Annotated in this window: 13 protein-coding genes and 1 tRNA gene; 9 read left to right on the forward strand and 5 right to left on the reverse strand. The window is 71.5% G+C overall.

All coding sequences use genetic code 11. From position 1 onward, the window contains the following. Window positions 1-6: 6 nt before the first annotated feature. Window positions 7-591 (forward strand): flavin reductase family protein, encoded by a 585-nt coding sequence (locus tag AB0I45_RS06320; RefSeq protein ID WP_217494853.1) that lies wholly within the window; start codon window positions 7-9, stop codon window positions 589-591. 62 nt (window positions 592-653) lie between these two features. Here the strand turns inward: AB0I45_RS06320 and gluQRS are convergent, their stop codons facing one another. Beyond that, entirely contained in the window at window positions 654-1,598 is a 945-nt protein-coding gene (gluQRS, locus tag AB0I45_RS06325) for a tRNA glutamyl-Q(34) synthetase GluQRS (protein ID WP_345030840.1), read from the reverse strand. Window positions 1,599-1,677: 79 nt separating this feature from the next. Between gluQRS and AB0I45_RS06330 the strand changes: the two genes are divergently transcribed. The 8 genes from AB0I45_RS06330 to AB0I45_RS06365 all read left to right on the forward strand — a co-directional run bounded on the left by AB0I45_RS06330 (window position 1,678) and on the right by AB0I45_RS06365 (window position 11,485). Next, a complete protein-coding gene (locus AB0I45_RS06330) occupies window positions 1,678-3,225 on the forward strand; it encodes an MFS transporter (protein WP_345030843.1) in 1,548 nt (515 codons plus the stop codon). A 103-nt stretch (window positions 3,226-3,328) separates the two neighbouring features. Continuing rightward, entirely contained in the window at window positions 3,329-6,541 is a 3,213-nt protein-coding gene (locus tag AB0I45_RS06335; protein WP_345030846.1) for a beta-phosphoglucomutase family hydrolase, read from the forward strand. A gap of 186 nt (window positions 6,542-6,727) precedes the next feature. Then, a complete protein-coding gene (locus tag AB0I45_RS06340; RefSeq protein ID WP_265809679.1) occupies window positions 6,728-7,981 on the forward strand; it encodes an EAL domain-containing protein in 1,254 nt (417 codons plus the stop codon). A gap of 9 nt (window positions 7,982-7,990) precedes the next feature. Further along, a complete protein-coding gene (gene rraA / locus AB0I45_RS06345) occupies window positions 7,991-8,455 on the forward strand; it encodes a ribonuclease E activity regulator RraA (RefSeq protein WP_345030855.1) in 465 nt (154 codons plus the stop codon). Between the two features lie 94 nt (window positions 8,456-8,549). Next, window positions 8,550-8,623 (forward strand) — tRNA-Ile (locus AB0I45_RS06350). 49 nt (window positions 8,624-8,672) lie between these two features. Next, window positions 8,673-10,370 carry an AMP-binding protein gene (locus tag AB0I45_RS06355; protein WP_345030858.1) on the forward strand — a complete coding sequence of 566 codons (1,698 nt, stop codon included), beginning with the start codon at window positions 8,673-8,675 and terminating at the stop codon, window positions 10,368-10,370. A gap of 121 nt (window positions 10,371-10,491) precedes the next feature. After that, entirely contained in the window at window positions 10,492-10,863 is a 372-nt protein-coding gene (locus tag AB0I45_RS06360) for a hypothetical protein (protein WP_345030861.1), read from the forward strand. Window positions 10,864-10,993: 130 nt separating this feature from the next. Continuing rightward, a complete protein-coding gene (locus tag AB0I45_RS06365; RefSeq protein WP_345031168.1) occupies window positions 10,994-11,485 on the forward strand; it encodes a DUF3145 domain-containing protein in 492 nt (163 codons plus the stop codon). 147 nt (window positions 11,486-11,632) lie between these two features. Here the strand turns inward: AB0I45_RS06365 and AB0I45_RS06370 are convergent, their stop codons facing one another. The 4 genes from AB0I45_RS06370 to AB0I45_RS06385 all read right to left on the reverse strand — a co-directional run bounded on the left by AB0I45_RS06370 (window position 11,633) and on the right by AB0I45_RS06385 (window position 15,305). Then, the gene (locus AB0I45_RS06370; RefSeq protein ID WP_137319600.1) at window positions 11,633-12,874 is read right to left on the reverse strand and encodes a beta-ketoacyl-[acyl-carrier-protein] synthase family protein; all 1,242 of its coding nucleotides are present in this window, start codon (window positions 12,872-12,874) and stop codon (window positions 11,633-11,635) included. Between the two features lie 81 nt (window positions 12,875-12,955). Then, entirely contained in the window at window positions 12,956-13,207 is a 252-nt protein-coding gene (locus AB0I45_RS06375; protein WP_137319601.1) for an acyl carrier protein, read from the reverse strand. Between the two features lie 158 nt (window positions 13,208-13,365). After that, window positions 13,366-14,367, reverse strand: a complete 1,002-nt coding sequence (locus tag AB0I45_RS06380; RefSeq protein WP_345030865.1) for a beta-ketoacyl-ACP synthase III — start codon at window positions 14,365-14,367, stop codon at window positions 13,366-13,368. A gap of 17 nt (window positions 14,368-14,384) precedes the next feature. Then, a complete protein-coding gene (locus AB0I45_RS06385; RefSeq protein WP_345030868.1) occupies window positions 14,385-15,305 on the reverse strand; it encodes an ACP S-malonyltransferase in 921 nt (306 codons plus the stop codon). Between the last annotated feature and the right edge of the window lie 21 nt (window positions 15,306-15,326).

The raw sequence follows: 15,326 nt of genomic DNA on the forward strand, positions 1-15,326 counted from the left end.
CGGCCCATGCGCACCTTCGAGGCCGCCGACCTCGAGGCGACCCGCCGCCTCATGTACGGGCTCGTCGTTCCCCGCCCGATCGCCTGGGTGACGACGGCGGACGCGCACGGGCGCACCAACCTCGCACCCTTCAGCTTCTTCACGGTGGTGTCGACCCGCCCGGCGATGATGGGCCTGGCGATCACCCCGGACCACACCTCCGAGGTCCACAAGGACACCTGGCGCAACCTCGACGCCACCGGAGAGCTCGTCATCCACTCGGTGTCCGAGGCCGATGCGCAGGCGATGCACGCGAGCTCGCGCCCGCTGCCGGCCGAGCACAGCGAGATCGCCGAGCTCGGGCTCGCCACCGAACCGAGCGAGCTCGTCGCCCCGCCGCGGCTGTGCACGGCGGACTCGGCGCTCGAGTGCCGGGTGGAGACACGGCTGCGGCCCGGCCAGGAGGAGTTCTTCGTCGTCCGCGTGCTGCGCGCCCACGTCGCGCAGGCGCTGAGCGATGCGGCGGGGCATATCGACATCCCGGCGCTCGACCCCGTGGCCCGGGTGGGGCGTCACTACGCGCACCTCGCCGAGCACTACCGACTGGGCTGAGGACCGCCGCGCCGAGCGCCCTCGCACTGCGCAGTCCCGCTCCGCCGACGGGATGAGTCCGCTCAGTCTGCCGGCGGGGTGAAGACGACCGGCTCCGGGGCGAGGCGGCCGAGATCGAACTCCGCCAGCGCCTGCTCCATGCCGGACCACGGTCCGAACCCGCAGGACCGCCCGAGCCACGCCCACACGTCGAAACCGAGCGTGTCGAGCTCCCGCAGCGTGACCGCGCCGTCCCGCTTGGCCAACCGGGCGCCGGACGGGGCGAGGACGAGCGGCACATGGACGTATCGGGGCACTGCGAAGCCGAGCAGCGCGGCGAGGTGCGCCTGGCGCGGCGCGGAGCTCGCGAGGTCGTCGGCGCGGACGACCTGGTCGATGCCGGTCTCGCCGTCGTCGACGACGACGGCGAGGTTGTAGGCCACCACCCCGTCCCCGCGCCGGAGCACGAAATCGTCGACCGCGCCGGTGACGGGCCCGAGGAAGTCGTCGTCGACGGTGACCGACTCGTGAGCGGTGCGCAGGCGGACGGCGGGATGGCGACCCTGCTCCCGCAGCCGGGCCCGGGCGGTCCGGCGCGTGGTCTCGCCGAGGTCCCGGCAGGTGCCCGGGTAGGCGCCCGGGGGAGTATGGGGCGCCGAGGGGGCGGCCTGGATCTCCTTCCGCGAGCAGTAGCACTCGTAGGTCAGACCGCGCTCCGCGAGCGCGGCGAGGTGCGCGGCGTAGCGGTCCGTGCGTGCGGACTGGACGAGCACCGGCGGGTCGACGTCCACCCCGAGCGATTCGAGGTCGGCGCGCTGACGCTCGGCGGCACCGTCCTGCACCCGGTCGAGGTCCTCGACCCGCCAGCGGAACACCCGGCCCGTGGTCCGCGCACAGAGGAACGCGAGCACCCCGGTGCGGATGTTGCCGAGGTGGAGGTCGCCGCTCGGGCTCGGCGCATAGCGGCCGGCAGGCGTGCGGGGCGGATCCGGGACGGGGTCGGCGGGGGCCTGCGGAGCGACGGACATGGCGTCCACTGTAGCGTCGGGCGGCGCGGGCGCGGACCCGTCTTTGCCCCGCCGCTGAAGCGGGTGTACGAATGAGGGAATGAGCTCCCACCCGGAACCGCGGCTGACGGACGTCCAGCGGACGGTCCTCGCGATCACCCTCGTCCCGCTCTTCATGTCGCTGCTGAGCGTGTCGATCGTCAATGTCGTGCTGCCGTCGATCGAGACCGGGCTCGGGGCGAGCGCCTCGGGCCTCCAATGGGTGCTCACCGGATACACGCTGGCCTTCGGGGTCGTGCTCGTCGCCGCCGGCCGGGCCGGAGACCTGTTCGGGCGCGCACCGATGTTCGTCGTCGGCGTCGCGCTGTTCGGGCTGTCCTCGCTCGTCGCCGGATTCGCCCCGAACGAGGTCGTCCTCAACATCGCGCGCGTCACCATGGGGATCGGCTCCGGATTCCTCAATCCGCAGACGGTGGGGCTCATCCAGCAGTACTTCCAGGGCGCGCAGCGCGGCCGGGCGTTCGGCATGTTCGGCGCGGTCGTCGGGATCTCCGTGGCGATCGGCCCGGTGCTCGGCGGGGTGCTCGTCGCGCTGCTCGGCGCCGACTGGGGATGGCGCTCCTCGTTCCTCATCAACGTGCCATTCGCCGTCGTGTCGATCCTCTTCGCCGTCCGCTCCCTGCCGGCCTCCGCATGGCGCGCCCTGCCGGATGCCGACGCCGCATCGCCTGACACCCCCGGCGCCCCGGCCGGAGCGGAGGAACCCGCCCCCGGGCCGGCCGCACCCCCGCCGGCGGCACCCGCGGACCGCGCCCCGGCCCGCCGGCTGCCCGACCTCGACCCGGTCGGCATGGCGCTCCTCGCACTCGGCACGCTCGCGGTGATGATCCCCTTCCTCCAGTTCTCCGCCGGACCCTGGGTGTGGTCGATCCTCGGCCTCGGCGTCCTGCTCGTGCTCGCGTGGGTGCGCTGGGAGGCGGCCTACAAGCGGCGCGGGCGCGCACCCATGGTCGACCTCCGGCTGTTCGCCACCCGCTCCTTCGCCAACGGCTCGCTGCTCATCGCCCTCTACTTCATGGGGATGACGAGCGTGTGGGTGGTCGGCGCGATCTTCCTCCAGTCCGGGCTCGGCCGCACCGCGCTCGAAGCCGGGCTCGTCGGGCTGCCCGCTGCGATCCTCTCCGCGTTCTCCTCCGGTATCGCCGGGCGCCACGTGTTCCGGATCGGGCGGCCGATCGTGCTCGGCGGGATCGCGATCCTCCTGGTCGGACTGGTGACGAGCATCCTCGTCGTCGTGCTCCACGACCGCGCCGGCACAAGCATCTGGTGGCTCCTGCTCACCCTGTCCTTCGTCGGGCTCGGCCAGGGGTCGACGATCAGCCCCAACCAGACGCTCACGCTCGCCGACGTCCCGCTGCGCTACGCCGGCTCGGCCGGCGGAGTGCTCCAGACCGGGCAGCGGATCGGCACCGCGATCGGGCTCGCCCTCATCACCGCGGTGTTCTTCGCGGTGCAGGGCCAGGCAGGCTGGACGGCGGCCTTCGTCGCCGCCTACCTCGTCATCATCGCCATCGTCGTCGCCTCCGGCGTCGTCGGGATCGTCGACCAGGTGCAGGCCCGCCGCGCCGGGAGGAGACCCGGCGCGTAGCCCGCGGCGTCGTTCACCTGTCCGAAACCTCGTTATGGTGGTCTGTGGTCAGCCCGGTCTCCCGGGGACCCGCCCACCGGCCGTCGACGATCACGGAGCCCCCATGCACACGAGCACCGCAGCCGACCACGAGGTCCCGTTCGCCGCGACCGCGCCGTGGTCCGCCGTCGTCTTCGACATGGACGGCGTGGTCACCGATACCGCCTCGCTCCATGCCGTGGCCTGGAAGCAGCTGTTCGACACCGCGCTGGCCGACGAGTCGCTCGAGGGCAACGTCGACCGCAGCCCCTTCGACGTCGTCGGCGACTACCGTCGCTACGTCGACGGGCGCCCGCGGGAGGACGGTGTGCGCACCTTCCTCGCCGCGCGCGGTGCAGTGGTCCCCGAGGGCGAGGAGACCGACGACGCGGACCAGCTCACCGTCCACGGGCTCGCCAAGCGCAAGAACGACTGCTTCAACGCGATCCTCGCCGAGGACGGTGTGCGGGTGTTCGACGGCACCATCCGGCTCATCAAGCGCCTGCGCCGCGGCGGCATGCCCACCGCCCTCGTCACCGCGAGCCGCAACGCGCCACTGCTGCTCGAGAACGCGGAGATCACCGACCTGTTCGACGTCATCGTCGACGGGCAGGTCGCCAAGGACCTCGGCCTGCCCGGGAAGCCGGAGCCCGCGACCTTCCTCGAGGCCGCCAACCGGCTCGGCGTCGACGCCGTCGACACCGCCGTGCTCGAGGACGCCGAGGCCGGGGTGCGCGCGGCCCGGGCCGGCGGGTTCGGGCTCGTCGTCGGGATCGCCCGCGACCACAACCGGCAGGCGCTCGAGGCCGCCGGCGCCGACGTCGTCGTCAACGACGTCACCGAGCTCGACCTCGGCGACGTGCGCGACGACCCGTGGGAGCTCTCCTTCGAGGGCGTCGATCCCGAGCACGAGGGCAGGCGCGAGGCGCTCACCACCCTCGCCAACGGCTACATGTCGCTGCGCGGCTCCGCTCCGGAGCGTGCCGCGGACGGCGTGCACTACCCGGGCTCGTACATGTCGGGGATCTTCAACCGCCTGGTCAGCCACGTCAACGACCGCGACATCGAGCACGAGTCGATGGTCAACCTGCCGCGCTGGGCGCTGTGCGACGTCAAGGTCGGCGACGGCCGGTGGTGGTCCGAGGGCGGGCTCGAGGTCGTCGAGGAGAACCGCACGCTGTCGATGGCCACCGGTGTCCTCACCCGCACCGCGGTGCTCGTCGACGACCGGGACCGGCGGCTGCGGATCAAGCAGCAGCGGCTCGTCTCCATGGCCCACCAGCACGTCGCGGCGATGCTCACCGAGATCACCCCGGTGAACCATTCCGGGATGATCTACGTGCGCACCGGCGTCGACACCTCGGTGCTCAACGACAACGTCGCGGAGTACGACCAGCTTGCCAAGCGCCACCTCGTCAACCGGTACAACTCCGTCGCCCAGGACGGCACGCTCATCTGCGAGGTCGAGACCACGCAGAGCCACCTGCGGATCGCGATGGCCCAGCGCACCACCCTGACCCAGGAGCCCACGCACGCCGTCACCACCCAGGTGCCCGAGGTGTCCCATGCCTACTCGGTGTCGACGATCGAGGAGACGCAGGCGATCTACCGCGAGTTCGCGGTGCCCGTGGAGAGCGGGTACGCGGTGAGCGTCGACTCGACGACGGCGGCGGTGAACTCGCGCGACTCCGCGATCACCTCGGTCCGCGGGGGCGCGGTGCACCAGCTCGACTGGCTGCCCGCGATCGGCTTCCACAACCTCCTGCCGGCCCACACGGCGGCCGTGCAGCGGCTGTGGGAGCGTTTCGACGTCGAGGTCGACGCCGATCCGCAGACCCAGCTCATCATCCACCTCCACACCTTCCACCTGCTGCAGTCGCTGTCGCCGCACACCGCCTTCCTCGACGCCGGCACCCCGGCGCGCGGCCTCCACGGCGAGGGGTACCGCGGGCACATCTTCTGGGACGAGCTCTTCATCCTGCCGCTGCTCAATCTGCGGCTGCCGGAGATCTCGAAGTCGCTCCTGCTCTACCGCTGGCGGCGGCTCGACGCCGCCCGCCACCACGCGCGCGAGGCCGGGCTCGCCGGTGCCCTGTTCCCGTGGCAGTCGGGCTCCGACGGCCGCGAGGAGACGCCGATCGAGCTCTACAACCCGCGGTCCAAGCGTTGGATGCCGGACAACTCGCGGCGGCAGTTCCACGTCGGCCTCGCGATCGCCTACAACGCCTGGCAGCACTACCGGGCGACGGCGGACACCGGCTGGCTGGCCGCGCAGGGCGGCGAGCTCCTCATCGAGGTGGTGCGGCTGTTCGCGTCGATGTCGTCCTACGACGCGAGCGACGACCGCTTCCACATCACCGGCGTGATGGGGCCCGACGAGTTCCACGACGGCTATCCGGGCCGGTCCGGCGAGGGCCTCGACGACAACGCCTACACGAACATCATGACCGCCTGGCTGTGCCGCCACGCGGTGGAGATCTTCCGCGTGCTGTCCTCCCACGAGGCCGAGGACCTGATCTTCCGGCTGGGCATCCAACCGGCCGAGATCACCCACTGGGGCCGGCTCGCCGCCCGTCTCGCGGTGCCGTTCAACTCCGACGGGGTGATCAGCCAGTTCGAGGGCTACGACGATCTCAAGGAGCTCGACTGGGCCGCCTACCGCAAGAAGTACGGCAACATCGGCCGGATGGACCTCATCATGGAGTCCGAGGGCGACTCCACGAACAACTACAAGCTGTCCAAGCAGGCCGACGTCACGATGCTCTTCTTCCTCCTCGGTCCTGAGGGCGTCATCAAGGAGCTGCGGCGCATGGGGTACGAGTTCACCCATGAGCAGGTCGTGCAGACGATCGACTACTACGTCGCCCGCTCGACGAACGGCTCCAGCCTGTCCAATGTCGTCAACTCCGGTGTGCTCGCCTCGATCGGGCGCGAGGAGGCGTGGGACGCGTGGAAGCAGGCCGCCGTCGTCGACCTCAACGACACCCAGTGGGGCACCACGCAGGAGGGCATCCACCTCGGCGCGATGTCCGGCACCGTCGACGTCATCGTGCGCGCCTTCGCCGGGGTGCTCATCCGCTTCGACCGGATCGAGTTCTACCCCCGGCTGCCCGCCGCCATGGGCTCGGTGCGGTTCCGCGTGCTGTTCCAGGGGCAGGTCATCGACGTCCGGGTCTACCACGACGAGCTCGTCCTCATGTCGCGATCCCACGAGACCTCCCGCGTCAAGGTCCAGGTGTTCGACGAGCAGCGGTTCCTCGACGGCGGGGCGACGCTCCACTTCGCGCTCGACGGCTGAGACCCAGGGGGTCGGTGACCACCGGTTCCCGCCGTCGGGGGCGCGGTGCCCCGCCTTCTGCGACGGGTGCGGCACGATCCTGTGTCAGTCCTGTCATAAATCCCGGATCGCCGTGAACCGGAGCGGCCGATATGAGACCCTGGACGGGTTCCACGGGCGCAACCATCGTGAGGAGACCACTGCATCGTGCAGACCGACAGCGTCGACACCTCGACCGCAGAGCTCGAGCGGCTCATCCGCTCCGGTCTCATCGACACCCACTTCGCCCCCGTGGTGGACCGCTTCACCGGGGAGCCCGCCGGCTACACCCTGCAGCACCTCGAGCACGGCTCGGAGGACGGCACCGGCAGCGCCTCGGCCCGGCTCCGCGCCGACATCCGCGCCTCCCAGCTGATCGGCGACTTCGACGCCTCGCTGCGCTCGATCGGTCTGCGCGCCGCCGAGGCCGCAGGCCTCCCCACCCACACCCGCCTCTTCCTCCAGGCCGAGCCGGAATCCCTCGTCACCGTCGAGGATCGGACCGACGAGCCCGACCGCTCGGTCATCCTGCAGCTTCACCCGGAGCGGATCGCCGCGAGCCCGGCCGCGGTGCTCCGCTCGGTCCGCCTTGCCCGCTCGCAGGGCTGGGGCATCGGGATGGAGGAGATCGGAGTCGACCTCGCCACCGCGGCGTTCCTGCCGCTCGTCAACCCGTCCGTCGTCACCCTGCATCCCGGGGTCCTCGACATCACCGACACCGCCCACCTCGCCGAGCTCATCCGCCTCCTCCACGCCCACACCGAGCGCACCGGCGGAGTGATCATGGCCACCGGTGTGCGCCACGAGGACGACCTCGAGATGGTCCGCGCCCTCGGGGTGCGGTTCGTCACCGGGCCGCTCTACGGCGGTCCCTCGACCGCGCCGGAGCCGCTGACGAACCCGCCGGAGGATCCGCTCGCCGACCACTTCTCCCGGAACGCCGCGGTGCAGGGCACGCCGTTCTCCGCGACCCGCGCGCTGCGCCGCGATCCGCTCGTCATGGACGAGCCGCTGCTCACCGCGCAGATGCAGTCCCTGCAGCGCCGGGCGCTGGCGAGCGGCGGAGAATCGTCCGTGGTGATCGGTGTGTTCGGGGAGGACCAGGAGCTCATCACCGCGACACGGGAGAACTTCTCCGTGCTCAGCGGCTCGGCCGGCTTCGTCGCCGCGCTGTCCGGCGGGTTCGAGGAGCCGCCGATCCCCGGCGTGCGCTCGGGGATGGTCGACGCCTCCGACCCGCTGCGGCGCGAGTACGCCGTCATCGTCGTCGGTTCCGACTGGTCGGCCATGGTCGCAGCTTCCCGGCGCTCCGATCCGGGGCCCGACGGCCGCGTCGAGTACGACGTCTACGTCACCTCGGAGCGCTACACCTGCGTCGACGCCGCCCGCGGCGTCCTCAGCAGGATCCGGCCGCTCGGCTAGGATCGCCCCATGATCTCCACAGCAGACCTCTACGACGAGCGCGGCGAGGAGCTCGACTCCGTCGCGCTCCAGTTCCTCGACCTCGGCGGGCGGGAGTCCTTCTCCGGCCCGATCCGCACGATCGTGTGCCACCGCGACAACGGGCTCGTCAAGCAGACTCTCAACTCGCCCGGGGACGGCGCAGTGCTCGTGGTCGACGGGGGAGGCTCGCTCGAATCGGCGCTCATGGGCGACCTCATCGCCGCGGCCGCGGTGGAGAACGGCTGGGCCGGCGTCGTCATCCTCGGCGCGGTCCGCGACCGCACCGCGCTGGCTGCGCTCGACCTCGGGGTCAAAGCACTCGGCTCGAACCCGCGCAAGTCGTCGAAGGACGGGGTCGGTGAGGTCGACGTCCCGGTGACGATCGGTGAGGTGCGGCTGGTCCCGGGACGCATGATGTGGGCCGACCCCGACGGCATCCTCGTCGAACGCTGAGCGTGGCGCCCATCTGCTAGCCTGGCGACGGCACGCCCGCCGTGGCGCAGGACACCATCGGTGACCTGTGCGTCGCTCCGCGCGCAGGCTGCACGCCCCTGTAGCTCAGCTGGTCAGAGCAGAGGACTCATAATCCTTTGGTCGCGGGTTCAAGCCCCGCCGGGGGCACCGGTACGGCACACCGAGGTGCCGGGAGAGATCGAGGAGAGCCGACGACATGACAGCACTGAGGTCGCATGCCGAGGTCGACGCGGAGCTCACCGCTCCCGGCGCGCCGTTCGAGACCATCGAGATCGATCGCTCCGGAGTCACCGTGCGCGCCTGGCGCCACGCCCCGCCGAGCCTGCGCGCGATGATCGAGGCCTCACGCGAGCACGGGGACCGGGACATGCTCGTGCTCGGCACCGACCGCCTGAGCTACGCCGAGCACTTCCGCCGTGTGGCCGGGCTCGCGCACGCGCTCGTCGAGGAGTACGGGATCCGCCCGGGGGACCGAGTCGCCATCGCGATGCGCAACTACCCGGAATGGTCGATCGCCTTCTTCGCCGCAGCCTGCGCAGGCGCCGTCGTCGTACCGCTCAACGCCTGGTGGGCCGCCGGTGAGCTCGAGTTCGGGCTGCGCGATTCCGGAGCGCGCGTGCTGCTCGCGGACGACGAGCGCCTCGAGCGCCTCTCCGATGTGCTGCCCGCCCTCGACCTCCCCGTGCTCGTGGCCCGTCCCGCCGGAGAGCTGCCCGCCGGCGCGCGGGACATGGCCGAGGTCCCCGGCGCCGCGGAGCTGCCGGACTGCGAGATCGGTCCGGACGACGGCGCGACGATCTTCTACACCTCCGGCACCACCGGCACCCCCAAGGGGGCCTTCGGCACGCACCGAAACATCTGCGGCAACGTCATGAGCGTGCGGTACGCCGCGGCCCGGGAGCAGCTGCGGCAGGGGAGCAATCTGCGCGAGCTCCTGGCGAACCCGGCGCCCCCGGGGGCGATCCTCGTCGCGGTGCCGTTCTTCCATGCCACCGGCTGCCATGCGGTGCTGCTCGGCGCGGTGAGCCAGGGAGCCACCCTCGTGCTCATGCACAAGTGGGACGCCGGGGTCGCTCTCGAGCTCATGGAGCGCGAACGGGTGACGAGCTTCACCGGCGTGCCGGCGATGCTCACCCAGCTCTACCAGCACCCGGACTTCGCCGACCGCGACCTCAGCAGCCTGACCGGGATCGGCTCCGGGGGAGCGTCGGCCGCTCCCGCGCTCGTCCGCCGGACCACCGAGCTCCTCCCGCAGGCGGCTCCGGGCAACGGGTACGGCCTCACCGAGACCTCCTCGCTCACCACCGCGAACCGCGGGCAGGACTACATCGAGAAGCCCGACAGCGTCGGCCGACCGGTGCCGATCTGCGATGTCGACGTCATCGACCCCGCGACCTGGGAGCCGCTGCCTCCCGGCGAGCTCGGGGAGCTGCGGATCAGGGGAGCCAATGTCGTCACCGGATACTGGAACCGGCCGGAGGCCACCGCCCAGGCGATCGTCGACGGCTGGCTCCACACCGGCGATCTCGCCCGGATCGACGAGGAGGGCTTCGTCTACATCGTCGACCGCGCCAAGGACATGATCATCCGCGGCGGGGAGAACGTCTACTCCGCCGAGGTCGAGGCCGCGATCCACCAGCACCCCGACGTCGCCGACTGCGCGGTTATCGGCATCCCGCACGAGGAGCTCGGTGAGGAGGTCGCCGCCGTCGTGCAGTGCGTGCCCGGCTCGACCCTCTCCGAGGAGGGGCTCCGGGAGTTCCTCGACACCCGGATCGCGAAGTTCAAGATCCCCTCCCACGTCGTCATGCAGCGCAGGGACCTGCCCCGCAACGCCGCCGGCAAGCTCCTCAAACGCGACATCAAGGCCGAGTTCGACACCGCGGCCGGTTGAGAGACGACGCGGCCCCGATGACGGACACCGCACGCGCCGAGGCGCACCCGAACGAACCCCGCTGGGTCGCCGGGATGCCTGAACCGCAGCGCACCCGGATGCGCACCGACATCCGCCGCTGATGCACTGGTCGGCGCTGCCGATCTGGATCGGCGGCATCGTGCTCATGGCCGTCGGCGTCAACCTCGCCGGGGGAGCGGCCCGCGACGTCGGGATGGAGCACCTGCAGCCGGCGATCAACGCGACCTTCGTCGGCTTCCACTTCATCCCCTACGCCTGGGCGTTCGTCACCCGCATGATCCTGTGGCTCGGGGTGTGCGTGGGCTCGATCGGGGTGCTCGGGGTGCTCGCCGGGATCCTCGCGGGCCCGCCGTGGGCGGCCGTCGGTGCGATCGTCGCCGGCCTCGTGCAGGTCACCATCGTCCTCGTCTGGGCCACCGGCCGGCTGCGCGGCGGGGCCCCGCGCCTCGGCCGTCGACCGGCATCCGCCTGAGCACCGCGGGCGCACCCGCCCGGCGCGGGTGCTGGCACCGGCCCTGACCATGCCATACAATGACCGCAGACCTCCGCATATTCGGATCGTAGGGGAAGACGTATCCGAACCGCAGGAGGCAGATATGGATATGACGCAGGGCGTGCTCTTCGTCCACTCAGCACCTCGTGCGCTGTGCCCTCACATCGAGTGGGCAGCGGGCGGGGCCATCGGCGCGCAGGCGAAGTTCGACTGGACGCCGCAGCCGGCCGCACCGGGCATGTTCCGGGCGGAGATCTGCTGGAAGGCGCCCGGCGGCTCCGGCGCGCGCATCGCCTCGGCCCTGCGCGGCTGGGACGGCGTGCGCTACGAGGTCACCGAGGAGCCCTCGGCCGGGATCGACGGCGGCCGCTGGAGCCACACCCCCTCGCTCGGCATCTACCACGCCACCACCGACGCGTTCGGCAACATCGTCGTGCCCGAGGACATCATCCGCTCGGTGCTCGTCCGTGCGGCCGAGCACGGCGAGGACATCGCCGGTGCGATGGAGAAGGCGCTCGGTCAGGCCTGGGACGACGAGCTCGAACCCTTCCGCCACGCCGGTGAGGGCGCCCCGGTGCGCTGGCTCACCAAGGTCGGCTGAACCCGCTCCACCTGCGCCGCCCTGCGTGCGGCGCGCCCCGGCACCCCGATGCCTGTCACCGGTGCCCCTGCCTCCCTCCATGCGAACGGCCGCCTGCCCGCAGACCTGCAGCGGACAGGCGGCCGTTCGGCGCGCCCGGAAGTGCTCTCAGACGCTCTTGACGGCGACGACGGCGTTGTGGCCGCCGAAGCCGAACGAGTTCGTCAGCGCGGCGATCTCACCGGCCGGGAGCTCCTGCGGGGTGTCGCGGGCGATCGTCAGCTCGATCTGCGGATCGACCTGCTCGATGTTGATCGTCGGAGGAGCGGTGCGGTTCTGCACAGCGAGCACGGTGAGCACGGCCTCGACCGCGCCGGCACCGCCGAGCAGGTGGCCCATCATCGACTTCGTGGCCGAGACCATGGCATCGGAGGCGTGCGGGCCGAGCAGGGCGTTGATCGCCAGCGATTCGGGCACGTCGCCCACCGGGGTGGACGTCGCGTGCGCGTTGATGTGGCGGATGTCGGCCGGCTGCAGACCGGCGGTCTCGAGGGCCTGGCGCATCGCGAGGATCGAGCCGCGGCCCTCGGGCTCGCCGGCGGTGATGTGGTACGAGTCGTTCGAGATGCCCCAGCCGCCGATCTCGGCGTAGATCTTCGCGCCGCGGGCCTTCGCGTGCTCTTCGAGCTCGAGCACGAGCGTGCCGGCGCCCTCGCCCATGACGAAGCCGTCGCGGTCGATGTCGTAGGGGCGCGAGGCGGTCTCGGGCGAGTCGGTGCGGCGCGACAGGGCGCGCATCGAGGAGAACGCGGACAGCGTGACGGGCAGGATCGCGGCCTCGGAGCCGCCGGCGATGACGACGTCGGCCTTCCCGGAGCGCAGCTGGTCGAAGGCGTGTCCGATACTCTCCGTGGACGACGCGCAGGCTGACACGATCGTCTGCACGGCTGCGCGGGCGGAGAACTCCATGCCGACGGCGGCAGCGGGTCCGTTGGGCATGAGCATGGGCACGGTGAGCGGCATGACGCGGCGCGAGCCCTCCTCGCGCAGCGTGTCCCAGGCGTTGAGCAGGGTCCAGGCGCCGCCGATCCCGGTGCCCCAGGACACGGCGAGCCGTTCGGGCTCGACCTCGGGGGCGCCGGCGTCCTGCCAGGCCTCCCGGGCGGCGATCAGGGCGAAGCGGCTGTTGGGGTCGAGGCGCTTGGCCTCGACGCGCGTGAGGTTCTCCTCGACGACCGAGGCGTCGATGGGTGCGGCGAAGTCGACGGGGATGCCGTACTTCTCCGACCAGTCGTTGGTGAGGGTGCGTGCACCCGACGTTCCGGCCAGGGCGGCGCGCCAGGTGGCGTCCGCTCCGGTGCCGAGGGGGGTGACGGCACCGAGTCCGGTGACGACAACAGTGGAAGTCATGGTGTGAAACCTCGTCGAATCAGTAGTGCGGTGCCGCGGGGCGACCCGGTGTGTCCGGGGCCGCCCCGCAGCAGGGGACCGTCAGGCCTGCTGGGCCTTGACGATGTAGTCCACGGCGTCCTGGACGGTGACGAGGTCCTTGACGTCGTCGTCCGGGATCTTCACGCTGAACTTCTTCTCGGCGTTGACGACGATGGTCATCATCGAGATCGAGTCGATGTCGAGGTCGTCGGTGAAGGACTTGCTCGGCTCGACGGCCTCAGGAGCCAGTCCGGTCTCCTCGTTGACGATCTCGGCGAGTCCCGAGAGGACTTCGGCTTCGGTGTGTGCCATTTTCCTATCCTTCTTTCTCATGTGGTCCGCCGGCCCGAGGGGGTCGGACGGATTTCGCGTGGAACGTGATTCGACGAGTGTCCCGTCAGAATCCTACGACATCGGCCCTGCCGGGCCGAGGTGCGTCGCCGCCCCACCGGTGCGGGCGGCGTTCCGGTTCAGGGGAGGACGATGACCTGCGCCGCGTAGACGAGGCCGGCGCCGAAGCCGATCTGCAGGGCGAGCCCGCCGTGGAGCTCCGGGTGCTCGCGCAGCAGGCGCTCGGTGGCGAGCGGGATCGAGGCCGCCGAGGTGTTGCCGTTGTCCGCGATGTCGCGGGCGACGACGACGGAGTCGGGCAGCTTGAGCTGCTTGGCGAGCTCGTCGATGATCCGCATGTTCGCCTGGTGCGGGACGAACGCGGCGAGGTCCTGCGACTCGATGCCGGCGACCTCGAGGGCCTCCTTGGCGACCTCGGCCATGTCCCACACGGCCCAGCGGAACACGCTCGGCCCGTCCTGGCGCAGGGTCGGGAACGGGGTCTCGCGGTCGTCGCGCAGGTCGAGGAAGGAGTTCGTCATCCGGATCGTCTCCCAGTTCTCGCCCTTCGAGCCCCACACGCTCTGCGCGATGCCCGGGGTGTCGGAGGAGGTGACGACCACCGCGCCGGCGCCGTCGCCGAGCAGGAAGGAGATCGTGCGATCCGTGGGATCGATGAAGTCGGAGAGCTTCTCCACGCCGATGACGAGGATGTTGTCGAGCGTGCCGGAGCGCACGAGGCCGTCGGCCTGGGCGATCGCGTAGCAGTAGCCGGCGCAGGCCGCGGAGATGTCCCAGGCCGGGACCGGGCCGGTGCCCAGCCGGGTGGTGAGCGCGGAGGCCGCCGACGGCGTGGGCGTGCCGAAGGTCACCGTGGCGATGAGGACGGCGCCGATGTCCTCGGGCTTGAGCCCGGCGTTGGCGATCGCCTCGACCGCGGCCTCCTCGCACATGTCGAGGACGGCGACGTCCTCGCCCGCGCGATGACGGGTGATTATGCCGGTGCGCTGCCGGATCCACTCGTCGGACGAGTCGATCGGGCCGACGAGGTCGGCGTTGGGCACGGCGTGCTCGGCGCGGTAGCCGCCGATGCCGGCGATCCGCGAGAACCGATTGGGTGCCGGGGTCTGCAGTGTGGGCATGGCTCTTCCTCCTTCGTTCACGCCTGGGCGTGGGTCTGCGCGAATGCGCGGGCGGCCTCGAGGTCGTCCGCGGATTTGAGCGCCAGCGTCTCGACGCCCTTCATCGCGCGGCGGGCGAGCCCGGTGAGGGTGCCGCCGGGCACGAGCTCGATGAGACCGGTGGCGCCCATGTCGAGGAGCTGCTGCTGGCACAGGTCCCAGCGCACGGGGCTCGTCACCTGGTCGACGAGCAGCCCGAGGTACTCCGCACCGGAACCCACCGGCCGGCCGTCGGCATTGGTGAGGATGGTGATCTGCGGGTCGTGCACCGTCAGGGTGCCGGCGAGATCCCGCAGCGGCTCCTGCGCGAGGGCCATGTACGCGGTGTGGAAGGCGCCGGCCACCGGCAGCGGGATGACGCGGGCGCGCTCGGGGGCGTTCTCCACCAGCGCGTCGATGTTCTCCAGTGCACCGGCGGCCACGGTCTGCCCGCCGCCGTTGATGTTCGCCGGTGCGAGACCGGCGGCCTCGATCGCGGCGAGCACCTGATCCGGGTCGCCGCCGACCACGGCGGCCATCCCGGTCGGGGCGGCCGCGGAGGCCTCGGCCATGCCGGTGGCGCGCACGCGCACGAACTCCATCGCGGCCTCGGCGTCGAGGATGCCGGCGATCTGCGCGGCGGCGATCTCCCCGACGGAGTGGCCTGCGACCGCCTGCGGGGCGGGCAGGTCGCGCAGGAGCTCGCGGGAGGCGGCGATCGCGGAGGCGACGAGCAGCGGCTGCGCGAGCGCGGTGTCCTTGATCGTCGCGTCGTCGGATTCGGTGCCGTGGAGCCTGAGGTCGATCCCGGAGGCCGCGGACAGCGCATCGATGGATTCGGCGAAGCCGGGGAGCTCGAGCCAGGAGCTGAGGAATCCGGATTTCTGGGCGCCCTGTCCCGGGCAGGCGATGACGAGCACTGGTGAGGGGTCCTCTCGGTC

It is taken from the genome of Brevibacterium sp. NPDC049920 (assembly GCF_040656435.1).
GTDB classification, from domain to species: Bacteria; Actinomycetota; Actinomycetes; order Actinomycetales; family Brevibacteriaceae; genus Brevibacterium; species Brevibacterium pityocampae.